The sequence below is a fragment of the Haliscomenobacter sp. genome, from assembly GCF_041740695.1.
Classification (GTDB): domain Bacteria; phylum Bacteroidota; class Bacteroidia; order Chitinophagales; family Saprospiraceae; genus Haliscomenobacter.
This window is the reverse complement of sequence record NZ_JBGSLK010000124.1, coordinates 1-18,377: the sequence shown is the minus strand read 5'-3', so window position 1 is coordinate 18,377 and position 18,377 is coordinate 1. Positions and strand designations below refer to the sequence as shown.

Annotated in this window: 16 protein-coding genes; 5 read left to right on the top strand and 11 right to left on the bottom strand. The window is 48.0% G+C overall.

What is annotated here, in order from left to right; all coding sequences use genetic code 11:
- Positions 1 to 6 precede the first annotated feature (6 nt).
- On the top strand, positions 7 to 294 hold the full coding sequence (locus ACEW9O_RS25200) for a DUF2442 domain-containing protein (protein WP_373552991.1): 288 nt from the start codon (positions 7 to 9) through the stop codon (positions 292 to 294).
- 536 nt (positions 295 to 830) lie between these two features.
- Here ACEW9O_RS25200 and ACEW9O_RS25195 read toward each other — a convergent pair.
- Genes ACEW9O_RS25195 through ACEW9O_RS25185 form a run of 3 tightly spaced genes read right to left on the bottom strand, consistent with a single transcriptional unit; the run spans position 831 to position 2,913 of the window.
- Complete coding sequence (locus tag ACEW9O_RS25195) at positions 831 to 1,646, bottom strand: DUF3500 domain-containing protein (RefSeq protein WP_373553002.1); 816 nt, start codon at positions 1,644 to 1,646, stop codon at positions 831 to 833.
- A gap of 6 nt (positions 1,647 to 1,652) precedes the next feature.
- A complete protein-coding gene (locus tag ACEW9O_RS25190; RefSeq protein WP_373552990.1) occupies positions 1,653 to 1,883 on the bottom strand; it encodes a hypothetical protein in 231 nt (76 codons plus the stop codon).
- A gap of 40 nt (positions 1,884 to 1,923) precedes the next feature.
- Positions 1,924 to 2,913, bottom strand: a complete 990-nt coding sequence (locus ACEW9O_RS25185) for a DUF1028 domain-containing protein (protein ID WP_373552989.1) — start codon at positions 2,911 to 2,913, stop codon at positions 1,924 to 1,926.
- A 222-nt stretch (positions 2,914 to 3,135) separates the two neighbouring features.
- Here ACEW9O_RS25185 and ACEW9O_RS25180 point away from each other — a divergent pair, with 222 nt between their 5' ends.
- On the top strand, positions 3,136 to 5,565 hold the full coding sequence (locus ACEW9O_RS25180) for a zinc-dependent metalloprotease (protein ID WP_373552988.1): 2,430 nt from the start codon (positions 3,136 to 3,138) through the stop codon (positions 5,563 to 5,565).
- A gap of 94 nt (positions 5,566 to 5,659) precedes the next feature.
- Complete coding sequence (locus ACEW9O_RS25175) at positions 5,660 to 6,541, top strand: helix-turn-helix domain-containing protein (RefSeq protein WP_373552987.1); 882 nt, start codon at positions 5,660 to 5,662, stop codon at positions 6,539 to 6,541.
- Positions 6,542 to 6,672: 131 nt separating this feature from the next.
- Here ACEW9O_RS25175 and ACEW9O_RS25170 read toward each other — a convergent pair whose 3' ends face one another.
- A complete protein-coding gene (locus ACEW9O_RS25170) occupies positions 6,673 to 7,551 on the bottom strand; it encodes a hydroxypyruvate isomerase family protein (protein WP_373552986.1) in 879 nt (292 codons plus the stop codon).
- Between the two features lie 389 nt (positions 7,552 to 7,940).
- Here ACEW9O_RS25170 and ACEW9O_RS25165 point away from each other — a divergent pair, with 389 nt between their 5' ends.
- Both ACEW9O_RS25165 and ACEW9O_RS25160 read left to right on the top strand, forming a co-directional pair.
- Positions 7,941 to 10,211: an aconitate hydratase gene (locus tag ACEW9O_RS25165; RefSeq protein ID WP_373552985.1), complete on the top strand. Its 2,271-nt coding sequence runs from the start codon at positions 7,941 to 7,943 to the stop codon at positions 10,209 to 10,211.
- 99 nt (positions 10,212 to 10,310) lie between these two features.
- On the top strand, positions 10,311 to 11,477 hold the full coding sequence (locus ACEW9O_RS25160; protein WP_373552984.1) for a lactonase family protein: 1,167 nt from the start codon (positions 10,311 to 10,313) through the stop codon (positions 11,475 to 11,477).
- Positions 11,478 to 11,594: 117 nt separating this feature from the next.
- On the opposite strand, the gene ACEW9O_RS25155 is transcribed toward ACEW9O_RS25160, so the two are convergent.
- From ACEW9O_RS25155 to ACEW9O_RS25125, 7 genes are all read right to left on the bottom strand, one after another.
- Complete coding sequence (locus tag ACEW9O_RS25155; protein WP_373552983.1) at positions 11,595 to 12,920, bottom strand: Gfo/Idh/MocA family protein; 1,326 nt, start codon at positions 12,918 to 12,920, stop codon at positions 11,595 to 11,597.
- A 147-nt stretch (positions 12,921 to 13,067) separates the two neighbouring features.
- Positions 13,068 to 13,628: a hypothetical protein gene (locus ACEW9O_RS25150; RefSeq protein WP_373552982.1), complete on the bottom strand. Its 561-nt coding sequence runs from the start codon at positions 13,626 to 13,628 to the stop codon at positions 13,068 to 13,070.
- A 12-nt stretch (positions 13,629 to 13,640) separates the two neighbouring features.
- Entirely contained in the window at positions 13,641 to 14,195 is a 555-nt protein-coding gene (locus ACEW9O_RS25145) for an NADAR family protein (RefSeq protein ID WP_373552981.1), read from the bottom strand.
- Positions 14,196 to 14,269: 74 nt separating this feature from the next.
- Positions 14,270 to 15,001: a protein phosphatase 2C domain-containing protein gene (locus tag ACEW9O_RS25140; RefSeq protein WP_373552980.1), complete on the bottom strand. Its 732-nt coding sequence runs from the start codon at positions 14,999 to 15,001 to the stop codon at positions 14,270 to 14,272.
- Between the two features lie 146 nt (positions 15,002 to 15,147).
- Entirely contained in the window at positions 15,148 to 16,218 is a 1,071-nt protein-coding gene (locus ACEW9O_RS25135) for a fatty acid desaturase (protein WP_373552979.1), read from the bottom strand.
- A 138-nt stretch (positions 16,219 to 16,356) separates the two neighbouring features.
- Entirely contained in the window at positions 16,357 to 17,229 is an 873-nt protein-coding gene (locus ACEW9O_RS25130) for an OmpA family protein (RefSeq protein ID WP_373552978.1), read from the bottom strand.
- Between the two features lie 128 nt (positions 17,230 to 17,357).
- Positions 17,358 to 18,284 (bottom strand): hypothetical protein, encoded by a 927-nt coding sequence (locus tag ACEW9O_RS25125; RefSeq protein ID WP_373552977.1) that lies wholly within the window; start codon positions 18,282 to 18,284, stop codon positions 17,358 to 17,360.
- Positions 18,285 to 18,377 lie beyond the last annotated feature (93 nt).

Genomic DNA, 18,377 nt, shown 5'->3' with positions numbered 1-18,377 from the left:
TTAGCCATGGAAAGTTATCCGCGTATTAAATATATCGAACCGCTTGCTAATTATCGCCTTTTTGTCATTTTCGACACAGGTGATATCAAAGTATACTCTCTCGCTGAACGCTTACAATCAGAGCCTTTCAAAGTATTGCAAGATGAACAATTGTTTAATAAAGCCCACATCGCTAATGGTGGGTATGGCGTAATTTGGAACGATGAAATTGATTTAAGTGAGTACGAACTTTGGATAAAGGGTGTGGAGGTTTCTAAGGTGAGTGAATTGGTCGAAAAGGTGCCTGCTTTTTAAGGTCAAAAAAAATAAAATGGATTGGAAAGATTATGAAGATCAGGTTTTTGAAATGTTAAGTACTCAACATAGGCATGATTACATAACTAAAAACCACAAAATAAAAGGGAGATACCTGCTGTGTGTCATCTTTACAAAAGAGGATTGACTTTTGAAGAAGCATTAGCGTCGGGAGAATTTGCTTACGTTAATTTTTGGAAATCTGATGACCCTAATTTTTCAATTGAAGAGTTGAGTAGAATCCAAGAAAAAAACATATTAAATATTTACAATCAAAAGATTAATAAAGTTGAATTTTATGATGCAGAATGTAAATTTGGTCAAGATGCGAAAATAAGAGTTATCAAAACCGCAAACTATCCGTTCATTGAGATTACCGGTTTCATAAAATTTTCAGATTCGATATTTTTTTATGTTTGCAATTCATTGCCATTGTATGAAAAAAGAAACATTAGGAAGACGCATGTTTTTCTAAAAAATGTTTTACCCTTCAAGGTCAATATTAGCCATGGTTAATATGTGATTCTTATTATTTCCTACTCCCTATGCCGAGCCTCCAAATGCTCCCTCAATAAATCCTTCCCATAATCATTGCCATTCGGCGTACGCACCACCGTATGAATATGCGTTTTAACCGGACCAGGTCGGGGTTTGGATCGATCCCAGATGGCAACCGGAGTTTGGTGGTCAAATTCAATCAGGATAACCGGACTGTGGATGCGGTAATAAAACGGGTCCTCCATCTTTTCACCTTGCACCCAGGTGAAATAGGTGTCTTTTAAGTGCAGGCGCACTTCTGTCATCTTGATTTTAGCGTGCTCATCCCTCATGTCACCAACGTACTCAGCAATTAAATCGAGCAAGTCCTCTTGTTGAGCTGCCCTTAGATCTTGTGCGGAGATGCCAGTAAAGGGAATAATTTCATTGTCTCGAAAGGCCTCCGTCCGGTTGAAGTCCATCTCTTTTTTATCCCAGAGTCTGGCTTTGGTTTTTTGCTCTGCATTGAGCGACTGATAAAAATTCAAACCCTTGCGCTCTTCAGTCTCATACGTCCGCAGCCCTTTGTTGGGCTCTGACTCAGCATAAGTGGGTTCTGAGCCCATAAATGTAGGCGTCATGACGATTTGGCTTCCCAAAACAAAATAGTTGATCACCAAATGATGCCCGTCAATTTGCCAACCCCAAGGTTCTTTAGCCGAGGGCGTACCCATAAACGTGAACCAATACTTTTCGCCACCCAATAGTTTGTTGTCGGGCCGTAAAGTGGCCAAATGCGCCTCCATTTTCATGATTGACCTTGACTTTTGTAGCCCTTTGGTGCTGAGGCTTTCTTTCAAAATGCCAAAGGCCAGTTCTTTCTACTGGGCATTCAATTCTTCCAAACCAATGTTGGGGCCGTTCATTTTGATCGGCCTAGTTTCTGGTGAGGGAAACAGCAAACAGGCAACAGCAACGGAATCGGGGCTAGGGATTCCTGAAAGGTGGAGCTTAAAAGAAAGGGTATAAACTCCTTTATTTAGACTTTGTTGGGCATAAATTGCAACAAGTGGCCAGGCGCTGAAGAAAAGGAGGTAGGCTATCTTTTTCATCGAGGCTAATTTTTGTGAAAATAAGCAAAAAGCCAGAAACCTACTTCAAATTTAACAATGGGGCAATCTCCTCCGCCTTCACCGTCAACACCCCCGCCTTCGGCAATCGTTTCGTCAATTCCCGCCAATTTGGATCTTTCGCATAAATCACCTTTAGCATTTTGGCCGCTTTAGCCACATTGCCATTGTTCGCCAGCGTAATCGCCGTCCAATACTGCATCTCCAGGTTCTTGGGGAACATCTTCATGGCCGTTTCGTATTCTTTCATGGCCAGGGGCATATCGTTCTTTTCGGTGGCCAGGTCGCCGTTGTTCATGTGTTCGTAGGCCCGGTGCAGGGTCAGCAGGCGCTCCAACTCGACCAGGGGGGCGGCATGGTCATCCACCCGCAAATCCACTAAGTGATTCTCATCCCAGGGTTTGCCCGTCGCTTCCCCTTTGACCACCAAAATGACCGCCGATTGTTTGCCACGAATATCCCCGCCTACTTTTTGCGCAGCTTTGAGGGTTGCCAAAACCCGTTCGGCCAAGGGCAGATTCAGGTTGGCTTCATAGGCCTTGGCCATCGCTGCGGGGACTTCGTTGTTCAGCATCATATTGGCCTGTACGGCATAGCCTTTTCCTTGCAAATCTCCGGCAAAAGCTATACAATTTTTCCCGGTAAAATTGGCCACATTGCCTTTGGCGTCCACGATGCCCACTTGGCGTACTTCTTTGCCGGGATCGTCAGACAATAAAATTTCGAGCGCTTCCTGGGCAGTTTTTCCAGCCTTGAGCAATTCCAAACCCCGAATGCCGAAGGACTTGTTGGTAAACGATTGGGTCGCAACGGCGCCTACGCCCGCTTCAGCCCAGGAAACCGAGGTACCCACACTGAACCAATGGCTTTGCACCCCAACGGCCATTTCCCCCGTTTTTTCGTCGCGGGCTACAATGGAAAAGGTATGGGCTAGGCCATTGTCTTGTTTGAAAAATTGGGCATGAACAAGGTTAGTCGTGAATAGAAATAGAAAAAGTAGCAGGTTTCTCATGGTACTTGGATTTAGAGGGAAAGTAGTAAAACGAGAGGAACAGAAGGAATAAAAATAAGTTCGCGCCAAAATCACGTCATTTTTTGCTGGCAACGTACGCATATGAATTGGGCGACTAAAACCGCTTGTGTATAAAAATCGGCAGCTCGGCATTTGGCAGTTTTTCCAGGGCCATTAATTTCCTATTTTTACCCAATCACTCACCAAACAAACCAACGCAACATGCAGAAATACGCCCTACTTCTTTTATTGGCGCTGGCCTCCGTTACCACCACCTGGAGCCAGGACAAAACGCCCACGATCACCGACAAAACCAAAAACAGCAAAGCCTATACCGGCTATTTCAATTTTTATTGGGACGAAAAAGAAGGCAAGATCTGGCTCGAAATCGACAAATGGGATCAGGAAATTCTCTATGTCAATGGTCTTTCCGCGGGGGTGGGCTCCAATGACATTGGCCTGGATCGCAACCAATTGGGCAGCGACCGCATCGTGCGCTTTGTGCGCATTGGCCCCAAAGTGCTGATGATGCAGCCCAACTACGACTACCGCGCCGTGAGCAACAACCCCGATGAAGCCCGTTCGGTCGCCGAAGCCTTCGCGAGCTCGACCATCTGGGGTTTCAAGGTCGAAGCCGAAGAAAGTGGCAAAGTGCTGGTCGATTTTACCCCCTTCCTCCTGCGTGACGCCCACGGCGTAGCCAACCGCCTGCGTACCTCCCGCCAAGGCAGTTACAATGTGGACGCTACCCGCTCCGCCATTTTCCTGGAGCGTACCAAAAACTTTCCCAAAAACAGCGAGTTTGAAGCCATCATCACCTTCTCTGGTGACCCGCAAGGCGAATGGGTTCGCTCAGTGACCCCCAGCCCAGATGCCATAACCGTGCGCATGCACCACAGCTTGATCGAACTGCCCGACGCAAATTACAAGCCACGCATTTATGACCCTCGCGCTGGCTACTTCATGACGGGTTACCGGGATTACGCGACCCCTATTGAACAACCCGTTTTTAAACGTTTCATTACTCGCCACCGCCTGGAGAAAAAGGACCCGAAGGCAGCAATCAGTGACCCCGTGGAACCCATCATCTACTACCTGGATCGGGGAGCCCCCGAGCCCATCAAATCGGCCCTGCTCGAAGGTGCCCGTTGGTGGAACCAGGCTTACGAAGCAGCAGGCTACCGCAATGCCTTCCGGGTGGAAGTGCTGCCCGAAGGTGCCGACCCCATGGACGTACGCTACAACCTCATCAACTGGGTACACCGCTCTACCCGCGGCTGGAGTTATGGCAGCTCGGTTACCGATCCGCGCACGGGTGAGATCATCAAAGGGCATGTATTGCTGGGCTCGCTGCGGGTACGGCAGGATTTCCTGATCGCGCAAGGCATGATCGAAGCTTATGAAAATGGCACGAATGCTGACCCTCGTTTGAAAGAAATGGCCCTGGCGCGTTTGCGGCAATTGTCGGCCCACGAAGTTGGACATACCCTGGGACTTGCGCACAACTTTGCGGCCAGTGTGAAAGACCGCTCCTCGGTAATGGATTATCCGCACCCAATGATCACGCTGGACAATCAGGGCAAAATTGACTTCTCCAAAGCCTATGCCGTAGGAATCGGCGACTGGGACAAACGCAGCATTACCTTCGGCTACCAAGATTTTCCGGATGGTGTGGACGAAGCGGCAGGGTTGAAAAAAATCTTGGACGACAACATCAAAATGGGTTTTCAGTACATCACCGACGAAGACTCGCGCGCGCCCGGTGGCGCCCATCCAGCTTCCCACCTTTGGGATGAGGGCAAATCTGCACCCGAGGAGTTGCGCCGCATCATGCAAGTGCGTCAAAAAGCACTGAATGGTTTTTCGGAAAAAAACATCCCGGTAGGTGCACCCATGGGGACTTTGGAAAGTGTATTGGTTCCCGTTTACCTCGCTCACCGCTACCAAGTGGAAGCAACGGCCAAACTGGTGGCTGGGGTGAATTACACTTACGCTGTACGCGGGGACGGGCAAGCGACCAATCAAATGATCGACGATGCCGCCCAGCGCGATGCCCTCAATGCTTTGATTGCCACACTTGATCCTCAGTTTTTGGCAATTCCAGAAAAAGTGATTGCCCTGATTCCGCCACAACCCAGTGGTTATCGCCGCGACCGTGAGTTGTTTAAGGTGTATACTGGCCTTACATTTGACCCCATTGCTGCTGCTGAAAGTTCGGTGGAGCATACCTTGGATATGTTGTTGCATCCCCAAAGATTGGCCCGCTTGATTGAGCACAGTGCCCGCGACAACAAACGAATGAATCTGGCCGATTTGTTCGATGCCCTGTTTTCAGCGGCCCAAAAAGACCGAAGCCCCAATAACTACCTACAGGAATTGAATCGCTTGGTAGAAAAATCCCTGCTGCACCACCTCCTCAACCTGGCTGGCGACAAGGAAATCAGTCAACAGGTGGCGGCACATGCCTTGCTGCGCATCCGCAAGCTGGAGGAAGATTTGAGCACCCGAGCTTTGGGGGATGTCAACCAACGGGCGCACAATGAGTACCTAAGGGAGCAATTGCGCACCTTCCGCGCTGATCCGGCTACCTTTAAGGTGCCTGCTGGGCCAGTGATGCCGGATGGCGCGCCGATTGGCTGTGATTGGGAATAAATGACCTTAAAGCGCTTATTGGACATATTAATTTGCTCCAATAAGCGCTTTTAAGCGCCAAAACGGTTAATTTGGTATTCACGATCGCTTGGAAATGCTCATACAGTACAAAAAACCTTCCCATTCCCTTTCTGGTTTCGTAGCGCATTTTTGGGAAAAATACAGTCCTCCCAAGCAAAGCATAGCCTACGATACGGAATGTGTTTTGCCCGAAAACTACCTCAACCTCACCTTTTCTCTCGGTTCACCCTATTTTCGATCTTTAGAAGAAAATGGACCTTTTGCCGCCCTGAATACACCACAGCTGGAAACCTTGCACACAGGGCACAATTTTTACAAACACCAATCCAATAACCATATTTTTGGTATCAAATTTTTGCCCGGAGGGCTTTATCCATTTGTCGAATTTGATTTTGCAACTTTGACCAATGTCAGTTTAGACATGTCACAGGTGTTTGGCCCAGAGATCAACTTCCTGGCGGAAGAGCTCTATCATTTACCGGATTTTGAAGCGCGGGTGGAGCGAGTGGAGCGTTTTTCACAAAAAAAACTCATTGCCTCTCGTCTGCATAAGTTCAATTTTATTCAGGCAGGCACCCAACTATTGGCTACCCAACATGCGGATGCAGACATTGCCAGGGTGGCCGAACAATTGAACACCAATTACAAATCCTTATCACGAGGTTTCAATGAAGTGATTGGCATATCGCCCAAACACTTTGCCCAAATCCAACGCTTTGAACGCGCGCTAGATTTGCTCATTGCCAAACCAGAATGGAGTTGCACTGAAATAGGGTACCATTTGGGATACTACGATCAGGCGCATTTTATCCGGGAGTTCAAACGATTTGCGCTAAAGACCCCTATGGCCTACCGGGAAAGTATTCGGCCAGTTGAAAAAGAGGCGCAGCACCGCGACTTTCAGCATTTTTTATCGCTTGAGCACTTGCTGCATTACGAGGTCAAAATTTATTAGACTAATCTGTATTTGTCCAAAATATACAATCTTAAACGGCGAATATTCGCCACTTTTGCCTCTAATAATGTATGAAACAGAATTTACTGTAATGGTTTTAAAGGGGAGCACTTGCGCTCCCCTTTTTATTTTTAAGCTACATCACAAAGCGCCACCGCTTTGCGCAAGCTGTCCAATTTATCTTGTGCAACCGGAATAAACTCCTGAGCAACAAAACCTTTGAAACCAGTAGCAGCAATCGCCTTCATGATGGCGGGATAATTCAATTCCTGGCTATCGTCAATTTCATGTCTTCCAGGTACCCCCGCAGTATGGTAATGACCAAAGTACTTGTTGTGCTTTTTGATGGTGGCAATAACGTCGCCTTCCATGATTTGCATGTGGTAGATGTCGTAGAGCAACTTCAAGTTGGTGTTCCCCACTTTTTCAAGCAAAGCTACCCCCCACTCCGTTTTGTCGCATTGATAATCCTTATGGTTGACTTTGCTGTTGAGCAGTTCCATCACGAGCGTTACGCCCAGTTTTTCCGCTTGTTTCACAATGGGGTCTAATCCCTTGGCGCAGTTTTCCAATCCTTCTGCATCACTTTTTCCCCGGCGATTGCCCGAAAAGACGATGATGTTGGGGATGCCTGCATCAGCCGCTTTTTGCAGCAGTTCAGGAAACATGCTCTGGTACTTGGCATGGTTGTTGACATCATTGAATCCATCGGTAAGGCTAATGAAAGGTGCGTTGCCAATGGCGCAGGTCAGGCCATGTTTTTTCAGAATGGGCCAATCGTTTACGCCAACCAATTCAATGGAAGTAATGCCCATGTCTTTGACCTTTTCAGCCATGGCATCTAGCGTAAGGTCATTGAAACACCACTTGCATACGGAGTGCTTGAAAGGTGCTTTGGTATCCATGTTGTTTTCATTTTGCTGATTGCTCCCCAACATGGCGCCCATGGCGGGGGCCTGCAAGGCTGCCAAACTCAGCAAACCCGTGTTGATGGCTTCTCGTCGATTCATGCTTTCTGATTTATAGTTTGGTACAAAGTTGAAATCAGGTAGACTTTACCCAATGCACAGGCAAATTAAGCAAATGAAATATCAAAAAGACGTTTATCTTCCAACAAAAAAATTATTTGGAGCTTCCTGTATAAAGTTGAGCATTCGGATTGGTATAAATGGCAAAGTAGCCAGGGTCATACCGCACCCCGCGCGGGTATACCTCTTTTTTATTAAAACACCGAACAAAATCCTGCAAAAACACGTATATAATTGGGCTGAACCATCAAAGATTCGGAGAAAATTGTACTTTTGCACCGCCCTTAGGAAGGGAGACGCAACTTCATTTCGTTTCCGTTCTTTACCAAAGATAACTTTTGTTTCACTACCATAAAAACTCATCAGCAGCCATGCCATTTGATCTCGACATGCTGAAGGCTCATTATGAGTCGCTTCCCGCAAGAGTAAATGCGGCTAAGCAAGCGTTGGGACGTCCTCTGACGCTCACCGAAAAAATACTTTACGCCCACTTACACGCCGATTCCCCATTGCAGAGTTATGCTCGTGGCAAAGATTACGTCTTCTTTGCCCCGGACCGGGTAGCGATGCAGGATGCAACGGCACAAATGGCTTTGTTGCAGTTTATGATGTGTGGTCGCGACAAAACGGCTGTACCCAGTACTGTACACTGTGATCACTTGATCCTGGCCAAAGAAGGTGCCAACACCGACTTGAAAACGGCGGTTGATGTCAACTCCGAAGTATACGACTTCCTCTCGGGTGTATCCAACAAATACGGCATTGGTTTCTGGAAGCCAGGTGCGGGGATCATTCACCAAACCGTACTCGAAAACTACGCATTCCCTGGAGGATTGATGATCGGTACCGACTCCCACACCCCTAACGCAGGTGGGTTGGGCATGTTGGCCATCGGTGTAGGTGGTGCCGATGCGGTAGATGTGATGGTGGGTATGCCATGGGAACTCAAGATGCCCAAGCAGATTGGGGTAAAACTAACCGGCAAACTGAGTGGCTGGGCTTCTCCTAAAGATGTAATCCTGAAAGTAGCGGGTATCCTGACCGTAAAAGGTGGTACTGGCGCGATTGTGGAATATTTTGGCGATGGCGCTCAATCCATGTCTTGTACGGGTAAAGGTACCATCTGCAACATGGGTGCGGAAATTGGCGCAACCACTTCTACCTTCGGCTACGATGACTCCATGAGCCGCTACTTCCGCGCTACCGAGCGTGATGACGTAGCCGACTTGTGTGATTCAGTAAAAGAATACCTGACTGGCGACGCCGAGTGCTACGCTAGTCCAGAAAAATACTTCGATCAAGTGATCGAAATCGACCTGAATACGCTGGAGCCACACGTCAACGGCCCATACACTCCAGACTTGGCCTGGCCAATCTCTGAGTTTGCCAAAGCCGTGAGAGACAATGGCTACCCACAAAAATTGGAAGTAGGTTTGATCGGTTCTTGTACCAACTCTTCTTACGAGGATTTGGACCGTGCGGCTTCGATAGCACGTCAGGCAAAAGCGAAAAAACTGGTCGCCAAAGCTGAATTTACCATCACCCCGGGTTCGGAGCAAATCCGCTACACTGTTAATCGCGATGGTCAATTGGCTACTTTTGAAGAAATTGGTGGCGTAGTAATGGCCAACGCTTGTGGTCCTTGTATCGGTCAATGGTCACGCCATACCGACGATCCCAACCGCGCCAACTCGATTATCACTTCCTTCAACCGCAACTTCTCCAAGCGCAACGATGGTAACCCACAAACCCGTTCTTTTGTGGCTTCACCCGAAATTGTAACTGCTTTTGCGATTGCGGGCGACCTGACTTTCAACCCACTGACCGACACCTTGATCAACGAGGATGGGGTAGCGGTAAAACTCGATCCACCAAGTGGCGTTGAGTTACCAGCAAAAGGTTTTGCGGTAGAAGATGCTGGTTACCAGGCTCCTGCTGCTGATTCCAGCGAGGTGGTGATTAGTGTATCTCCTACTTCCAGCCGTTTACAATTGCTCACGCCGTTTAAAGTAATCACCAACGATCAGGTAATGGGCATGCGCATTTTGATCAAGGCCAAAGGGAAGTGTACCACCGACCACATTTCGATGGCTGGTCCTTGGTTGGAGTTCCGCGGACACTTGCAAAACATTTCCAAAAACACCTTCATCAGTGCCATCAACTACTTCAATGGCGAAACGAATAAGGTGTTGAACCTGGTGACCAATGAATACCTGGCGGTGCCTGATTCTGGTTTGACTTACCGCGACGCTGGCGTTAGCACGGTGGTATTCGGGGAAGAAAACTACGGTGAAGGTTCCTCTCGCGAGCACGCGGCGATGCAGCCTCGTTTCCTGGGTGTTAAAGCGGTAGTTGTAAAATCTTTCGCACGCATCCACGAAACCAACCTCAAAAAGCAGGGCATGCTGGCATTGACTTTCGCTAATCCAGAAGATTACGAAAAAATCCGCCAGGATGATTTCATCGATATCGAAGGTTTCGAAAGTATGGCACCAGGAAAATCCATCACCATGGTTTTGAACCACTCTGATGGCGCTTCCGAAAGCATTGAACTGCTGCATACCTACAACGAGCAACAAATCGACTGGTTGCGCGCTGGTTCAGCTTTGAATAAAATTCGTCAGGAAATGGGCATGGCGTAAGCTTACAAGCATTTTAAGATAGGATATTCAGAAAGCCTCTCAGGAAACTGAGGGGCTTTCTGCGTTATATCTCTTATCTTTCTGCAAACAAATAAAAACATGCAGTACTTAAAACTTTGCACATTCCTGCTGGCGCTGACCGTTTTGCTGGGTTGTGAATCTGGCACCAAAACCACACAAAATACCAGCACCAAAGCCGCAAAAACCTACGCTGCGTTCATCGGCACCTATTCCAAAAAAGAAGGGCACGTCGATGGCAAGGGTGAGGGTATTTATTTGTATCAACTCGACAGCGCTACGGGCTATCTGGACAAAATTGGGGTGCAGGATGGCATCGTCAATCCTTCTTTTTTGACCCTCAGTGCCGATGGCAAATACCTTTACGCCGTGGAAGAAATTGGCTCCGATGTGGATGAAGCAGGTAGGGTAGTGGCTTACCGCCGGGCAGATGATCACCTCGAAAAAATCAACCAACAACCCACTTTTGCGTTTGCGCCTTGCCACGTTAGTACGGATAGTAAAGGGCGTTACGTGTTTGTAGCCAATTATGTAGGTGTGATTGCAGTATATCCCGTAGCTGCAAATGGTGGGCTCGAAGCAGCTACTTTTCACGAAGCATTCCAGGGTAAAGGCCCCCATTCCCGGCAAGACGCCTCTCACCCCCACAGCGTCAACCTCTCCCCGGACGAGCAATATTTGTATGTGCCCGACCTCGGCACGGACAACATCTATACCTACAAAATCAATTACGATACTCCCCAAAAACCATTGACCAAAATCGGTGCAACCAAGGTACATCCCACCAGTGGTCCCCGCCATTTTACCTTCCATCCTACCATGCCCAAAGCTTACGTGGTCAACGAGCTGAGCTGCACCGTAACCTTGATGAATTGGGACAAAAACACTGGTAAACTGGACACCGTGCAAAGCATCAGCACCCTACCCGCCGATTTTAAAGGCGACAATAATTGCTCAGACCTGCACATCACGCCCAATGGTCAGTTTTTGTACGCGGCCAATCGTGGGCACAACAGCATTGTGGGCTACAGCATCGACCCCAACACGGGCGCACTCAGCCTGATTGGCCATGCCCCTACTCAGGGCGAAGTACCCCGCAATTTTGCCATTTCGCCCGATGGCCGCTTCCTATACGCCGCCAACCAAAACTCCGACAACATCGTCATCCTGAGCATCGGCACCGATGGCAAACTCAAATATCGGAAAGAAGAAAAGGTGTTTACGCCGGTGTGTATACAGTTTCAATAGTGAAGAGTGAAGAGTGAAGAGTGAAAAGTGAAAAGTGAAAAGTGAAAAGTGAAAAAAACATACCAAACGGTGAAATCCAAATGGTGTACCCTGCTTTTCACTCTTCACTTTTCACTTTTACAGCTTCATCTCCCAGCCCTTCTCATACTCCCTTCCCCACAGCTTCATGGCCGCCTTGTTTTTGAGGATGTGGCCGTTGCTGGGGTCGCAGTTCAATACGCCGCCGTTGCGCAGGGCGATGTTGCCGAGTTGGGGCAAGAGGGTTGACTTGTGGCCTTCGATGATGGGGCAATTGAGTTTTTCCTTGCCCCGGATGCTTTCGATAAAGTTATTGAGGTGCAGGCTGTCTAGCAATTCCCCCATGCCCATGGTGTTGGTGCGTTGGGCTTCTTGTAGTTCGGTTTTGACGTCTTTGACCAATTTGTTCTCCAGGTCGTACACCTTGTAATCGTCGCCGCCAGGGATGCTCATGGTACCTTTGTCGCCATAAAAAATGACGCCGCGGCCCACCCCTTCGCTGTTGAAGCCATTGCAACTGCGGCCTTCCCAGGTGATGGAGGTGTTGTTGGCAAATTCATAGGTGATGGTTTGGGTGTCCGGCGTTTGCCAATCGTCTTGGTAAGCAAAACGGCCCCCAGCAGAAACCACTTTCACTGGATAATCCAGGCCCATGCCCCAGCGCATCACATCCAGTTCGTGGGTGCCGTTGTTGAGCGCTTCGCCAGTTCCCCAATGCCAAAACCAGTGCCAGTTGTAGTGTACAAGGTTGTCCTGGTATTCACGGCGTGGTGCCGGGCCTTGCCAGAGGTCAAAATCTAAGTGAGCAGGCGCTGCTATCTTTTTACCTACCCCGATTGGCTTGCGGTTGTTGGCGTACCAGCCCCGGGCAAAGTAGGGCCGCCCGATGATGCCGTCTTTCAAGGCTTTCATGGCCTCTTGTACTTTGGGGAAGGAGCGGCGCTGGCTACCCATTTGGGCGAGTTTGCCGTATTTGGCCATGGCTTGCACCAGGATTTCCCCTTCGGCGGGGTTGTGGGAGCAAGGTTTTTCTACGTATACGTGTTTACCTGCTTGTAGCGCCATGAGGGCTGCGGGGGCATGCCAATGATCGGGCGCTGCGATGAAGATGGCATCCAGGTCTTTTTCCTCCAGCATTTTGCGCACATCCTTGTAGCCTTTGGGCTTTTTGCCGGATATTTTTTCAATCTCAGCGATGGTTTTTTCCAATACTTTTTCATCCACATCGCAGACGAAACCCACTTCTACATTGGGCATTTTGGCAAACATACGTGCCAGAAAGAAACCCCGACTGTTGGTACCAACGGCACCGATGACCACTTTTTCATTGGGCGAAAACCCCCTGAAGGGAAACAATTCTGGTGCGAGCAGGATTCCCGCTCCGGCCAGAGCCGTATTTTTCATAAAATCGCGACGCTTGGACATGGCTTTTGTGGATTTGATGTAGGAAAGTATGGTACTGTTGGTGCTGGGTTGCAGCATGAGCTAAGATAGGATTAAACCCATTCTATTTCCAGAAAATACTCGCTTCGATTTTTTCAACTTTCTCTACTAATTCGAACTGTTGTTCTTTCATTTCTTCAAGCGAATAAATACAACCCTAAAATAATCATACACCGTAGGGTCAACAGCCAATTCCTCTCCGGTTTTTTGGCTTTTGAGCACGACAAAATCATGATCTTTAAAAAAAGCGGAGTTGAAATAAGGGTGTACGTTGATGCCTAAAAAATGGATTTGACCGACTTGCGCTTCGGCTTTCCACTCCGTATTCAACTGGTAGTGCTGCAAGAGCTCATTACAAACCGTAGTCGTAAAAGCGGCATAACCTACACAATGGGCGCTATGGCTGTCGATGAGTAGATTGGGGTCATTGTGGTTGCGGGTTGCGGTGAAGTGGAGTTGCCGGGCACTGAGTCTTAAGGCTTTTTTTAAGATAACCTGGGGCGATTTTGCTGGATTTTCTGGCAATTCACTTTCGATGTAAGTACGCAGCGCTGGATTTTCAACGGCATAAGTTGGCCTATTGCCCACTGCTTGATAACTGAATAATTGCCAAAACAACCAGTTGCGCAGCAAAAAGGTAAGGATGGTCAAGACCAGTAAACCGAAGAATAGCTTTTTGAAAAATTTCATGGTGAAAGATAATTAACTCCGCAAAATATCCCGTGCCGCCATCAAGGCAAAGCCCAGCAAATTCAAGCCCTTCCATTGTTCAGGGTCTTGCGCCTTAGGGTCGTTGGCGGCCAGGCCAATGCCCCAAATGGGGTCTAGGGGACTGGCTTCGACGAGGACTCGATCCTGGGTATTGAGTAAAAACGTTTTCAAGTCCGGGTGCTGCCCAAATTTGTGCACATTGCCCGCGGTCACCAATTCAAAACATTTCTCTTTCCAAAGAGCCAGGTCAAAATTTTGCACAGCGCGACCCAGGTTTTTGGCCACAGCAGGAGTTTTGGCCACAATGATTTTATCAAAAGAAGTTTGATCGCCAAAGAGCAGGGCCTTTTGTGCCATCATCCAGTGTTCGGCGCTGGTGTAAGTGACGCCTGCTACAACAAAGGGTGAGGATTCCCACCACTGGCTAAAGCAGGAAGCCGTGATTTCGCCTTCTTTACTGGGTTGATGTCCCCAAAAAAAGAGGAACTTTTGGGGCTCATTCCGTTGGATTTTTTCAAGAAGCCAGGGTAGGTTGTAGTGGGTCATTGTTTATACTTTTTATCCATAACTTAAATCTTGACTTTCAGGTTCCTTCGGTATCTCGACTATTGCATGATTAGCTATTTCATCAGTCTAATAATCGCCAAATCATCGGTCGGCTTGACCCCGTATTCTTTTTCCAAAATATTTACTTTTTTGTCCAGCATCTTTATTTTCTCAACATGCAGTCGGTTTTCCAATAAAAAATAGATGGGATCGGGCATGCTTGGGTAAACGCCATCGTCGAAAGGCGCAAAACTCAAAATGCCATCGCTACAAATGCTCAAGTTTTGAAAATCGGGGATGTGTAGTTGTTGATTTTGCTGGGCAAACCAGGCCTCAAAATCCTCTTCTAGGTGATAGCCCAAATAATCTGGTTGATTGGCCTGGTCAAAGCTGTGTACTTGACCGTCGTGATACACCAAACCGTCTCCAATGACGAGGATATGCCCCGCATGTTGCAGTTCGTCCCAAATCAGTAAAATCAGGGTGCTGAGTAAGTCGTATTTGTTGAGTAGGAGTTGGTTTTTGATCAGCTTCAGCTCCTGAAACAAACGCTGTACGACCGTTTTAACCTCCAGTTGTAGCTCAGGCTGGGCAGGCTGTTTGAGTTCCAGGTAGCTCCGTTCCAGCGCGATTTTTTTCAAAATTTTCCCACACAAAGTCGCCGCAAAATAACTTTCATTGCCCATCGTACAGCCATCCAATACGGCGTACAAATGGCGCGTCGTGCCTAGTGGCGCACTCAGGAGGTAGTCTTCACAATGGTTGCTGTGGTGTTGACCAATACATAGGGTTTGGAACATTTGCATGCTCTAAGTAGTGGGGCAAAAATAAGTGTTTCATTTTGCCAAAGAATTAGATAAGACACTTAAAATGAAACGTTTACTTATCTAATTCTTTGGCAAAATGAAACACTTATTTTTTTATCGCCCTCAAGTTTGGATTTTTTTCGGAATTAAACCACCCCGAGGTACTTCATTCTACGGAAATGTGAAACCAGGGCTTCACCCATAGAGGCATAACACTTGTAATCCACACCGTGTTGAGCGCACACCTTTTGTACGATCTGGTGCAGCTTAGGATAGTGTACGTGGCTGATGTTGGGGAAAAGGTGGTGCTCGACCTGGAAGTTGAGGCCGCCACAAATCCAGCTGACGATTTTATTTTTTGGTGCAAAATTGGCCGTAGTACACAATTGGTGGATGGCCCATTCATTTTCAATGGTCAAATCGTGCTCGGTTGCGTCTTCAAACTCAGTGATTTCCACCACGTGCGCCAACTGAAACACCATGGCCAATACGAGGCCACAAGCCATTGAAGCAATGAGGTAACCCAACAAAAAGGTCACAAATTTGGGCACAAACAGAATCGGGATCACCAAATAAATCAGGACGTACATGGTTTTGGACAACCAGAACACCAAATGCTCTTTAATGTCAAAACCATTGATGTCGGTGAGGTGGACTTTTTTGGTGAAATACTTTTGGAAATCGTTCATAAATACCCAGCCCAAATAAGAAATGGCGTACAATACCAGACAGTACAGGTGTTGAAAACGGTGGATACCCATTTTGTGCTGCGAAGGGGCAAGCCGGAGCAGTTTGGTCTGGATGATGTCCGCATCAACCCCGTCAATGTTGGTGAAGGTATGGTGTACAACGTTGTGTTTGGTCTTCCAAAAGAAAGCGTTAGCGCCCAGGAAATTGAAAGTATAGCCCAGGATACTATTGACCGTGTTGTTGTTCGAATAACTGCTGTGGCAGGCATCGTGGCAAACGTTGAAGCCCAGCAAAGCCCAGTTGAACCCAAACAAAAGGCAAAGCACTACCCCTAAAATGATGGATTGAGGGGTGAAAAAAACCAGCTGCACGTACAAATAAAGCCAGGATGCAAAAAGAATGATGGTCTTGGCGTAAAGCCGGGCATCACCTTTTGGACTGATTTGTTGATTGGAAAAATACTGCTGAACTTCTTCGCGCAGGATGGCATAAAACTTTCCCGAAGGACTAAACGTGACTTTTTTCATTGAGTTACTGCGGAACTGATGACTAAATTGTGATTGGATTGGGCTTTAGAAAACGTTTCGAAAACAAAGGTAAGTACATTTTGGCGCTTATTAAAAAAAGCAAGCCATTTATCTTGTGATGGGCAAAGTTGATTAAAGTCACTTTCGCTCAGCCAATTGGCTAATCTTGCGGGGAAGATTTTCCGCTGGAAAGAAGAGCAAAAACTCGATGCGGCGGTTGCGGGATTGTCCTTCTGAGGTCTCATTGGAGGTGCTGGGATCAAACTCGCCCCGGCCCCCGGCCACGATGCGGTTGGGTCCCAATTCTTGGGCATCTACCAGGTTGCGCACCACTGTAGCCGCACGCAGTGCTGTGAAATCCCAACTGTCCAAATTTTTGCGGGAAGTGGCCAGGTTGTCGGTATGGCCCAGCACATGGATGGACAAAACCGGATTGGCGTTCATTAAAATGCCCAGAGTTTTGAGCGCGGCTAAGCCCGTAGGTTCAATGCGATTGGTGATGCCCGTTTTGAACAACAAAGACTCGGTGAGGGCGACTACAATTTTTCCATTCCGCACTTCTACATTGTATTGGGCAACAGGAAGTTTGGCCAGCGAATCCTGAAATTCTTTGGCAATCGCCTGCAGGGTTTCTGTCTCTTGTTTCAAGAACTCCCGAATGGAGGCGACCTGATTTTCCAGCTTGCTGATTTGCTCGTTTTTGCTTTTCAGCGCATCGCCGAGAGAGGATTCTTTGCTCAGGGCCTGATTTTGGGCCTTGTCCAATTCTTCTTCCAGTTCGTCCAGGCGCTTGAGGTATTTGTCCTGGGTAGCCAATAAGGCATTGTTTTCCCCTTTGCGCTCCGCAATTTGTAGTTGCATGCGGGTGATCTCGTCCCGGCTGTTGCGCAGTTGTTCGTTGAGGGTGCCAATCTCCGTTTTGTACGATTGCTCCAGCTCTAGCACTTTTTTATTGGAAATGCCGCAAGCGGAGAGGAGGCAGAGGAGGGCGAGGAGGTATATGGTTCGCATTGGAAAAACAGGTTATTAGAGATAAGAGATGAAAGATGAAAGATGAAAGAGGCTACCGCAGCGTTATTGACAATGACCTTGTCCATGTCCCTGCGGTAGCCTCTTTCATCTTTCATCTTTCATCTCTATTACTGTAGTCTAAAACTTGACGCGCCCAACATCCCAATATCCGTAAATACCGAAACGCGGTAAAACCCATCGCGCAATTTTTCTTCCAGTTCATGACTGAAGCTGAGGCGTTGGGTGGCGGTGATGTTGATGTCTTTAGCTTTTACCGCAATAATGTCCATACTTGTGCCATTCACTACGGCTCTTTCCTGGATGTTGGATCCCTGGATGGGCACACCTTTATCGTCAGTAATGACCATGTACACTGGGCGCAAACCTTGATACTCTTGAGGTACATCGACCAAATCGAAGGACACTTTGACTCGCCGCGCCTTACCCGAAGCAGCCGTTGCTTTGGGTTTACGCGCTTCCACTTCTACCTGAAAGCCAGAGGCTTTGAAGTTGGCCAAGGTCAAACGTTTGAGTTCGCTTTGCATGGTTTTGTTGAGGTTGCCCAGGGAGGTGTTTTCGGTGCGGGCACTGCCCAGGTCGCGTTCCAGTTGGCCAGTGCGTTCCTTGAGCTCCTGATTTTCGGCTTGTAGATCGCCGATGACTTGTTCCAGATTGGCTTTTTCGGCCAACAATTGCTGGATTTCGCCCTTCAAGCCATTGACTTCGTTGAGGCGATTGCCGCGGTTGGCTTTGATTTCGGAGTCTTTGCGTGCCAGGGCACTTTGGGCATCGGCAAGGGAGCCTTGCAGGGTCTCGTTTTCGCCAGCCAGGGTTTGGTAGGCGCTTTCCAGACTATCTACTTCGCTGGCCAGGTCTTCTTTGAGGTCGTTGAGGCTACCCAATTCCTGACTCATTGATTCGTTTTCTGCTTGCAGGCTCGCTTTAGCTTTTTGTTGCGAGAGTCCCCATGCACCTGCGCCCAGGGCGCCTAATCCTAAAATTAATGCTACAATCAGTAAAATACGCTTTGAACCGTTGTTTTGGCTGTTCTCCATAGTTGCTTTAATAAGAGTTGAGAAGGTTGAGGGAGGTTGAGAAGGTTGAGGCTACCGCGAGCGACTTAGACAAGGACAATGTCAACAGCGCTG

Coding starts and splice junctions, on each gene's coding strand:
- ACEW9O_RS25200 (WP_373552991.1), top strand. CDS start 7: ATGGAAAGTTATCCGCGTATTAAATATATCGAACCGCTTGCTAATTAT.
- ACEW9O_RS25190 (WP_373552990.1), bottom strand. CDS start 1,883: ATGAAAAAGATAGCCTACCTCCTTTTCTTCAGCGCCTGGCCACTTGTT.
- ACEW9O_RS25185 (WP_373552989.1), bottom strand. CDS start 2,913: ATGAGAAACCTGCTACTTTTTCTATTTCTATTCACGACTAACCTTGTT.
- ACEW9O_RS25180 (WP_373552988.1), top strand. CDS start 3,136: ATGCAGAAATACGCCCTACTTCTTTTATTGGCGCTGGCCTCCGTTACC.
- ACEW9O_RS25175 (WP_373552987.1), top strand. CDS start 5,660: ATGCTCATACAGTACAAAAAACCTTCCCATTCCCTTTCTGGTTTCGTA.
- ACEW9O_RS25170 (WP_373552986.1), bottom strand. CDS start 7,551: ATGAATCGACGAGAAGCCATCAACACGGGTTTGCTGAGTTTGGCAGCC.
- ACEW9O_RS25165 (WP_373552985.1), top strand. CDS start 7,941: ATGCCATTTGATCTCGACATGCTGAAGGCTCATTATGAGTCGCTTCCC.
- ACEW9O_RS25160 (WP_373552984.1), top strand. CDS start 10,311: ATGCAGTACTTAAAACTTTGCACATTCCTGCTGGCGCTGACCGTTTTG.
- ACEW9O_RS25155 (WP_373552983.1), bottom strand. CDS start 12,920: ATGTCCAAGCGTCGCGATTTTATGAAAAATACGGCTCTGGCCGGAGCG.
- ACEW9O_RS25150 (WP_373552982.1), bottom strand. CDS start 13,628: ATGAAATTTTTCAAAAAGCTATTCTTCGGTTTACTGGTCTTGACCATC.
- ACEW9O_RS25145 (WP_373552981.1), bottom strand. CDS start 14,195: ATGACCCACTACAACCTACCCTGGCTTCTTGAAAAAATCCAACGGAAT.
- ACEW9O_RS25140 (WP_373552980.1), bottom strand. CDS start 15,001: ATGCAAATGTTCCAAACCCTATGTATTGGTCAACACCACAGCAACCAT.
- ACEW9O_RS25135 (WP_373552979.1), bottom strand. CDS start 16,218: ATGAAAAAAGTCACGTTTAGTCCTTCGGGAAAGTTTTATGCCATCCTG.
- ACEW9O_RS25130 (WP_373552978.1), bottom strand. CDS start 17,229: ATGCGAACCATATACCTCCTCGCCCTCCTCTGCCTCCTCTCCGCTTGC.
- ACEW9O_RS25125 (WP_373552977.1), bottom strand. CDS start 18,284: ATGGAGAACAGCCAAAACAACGGTTCAAAGCGTATTTTACTGATTGTA.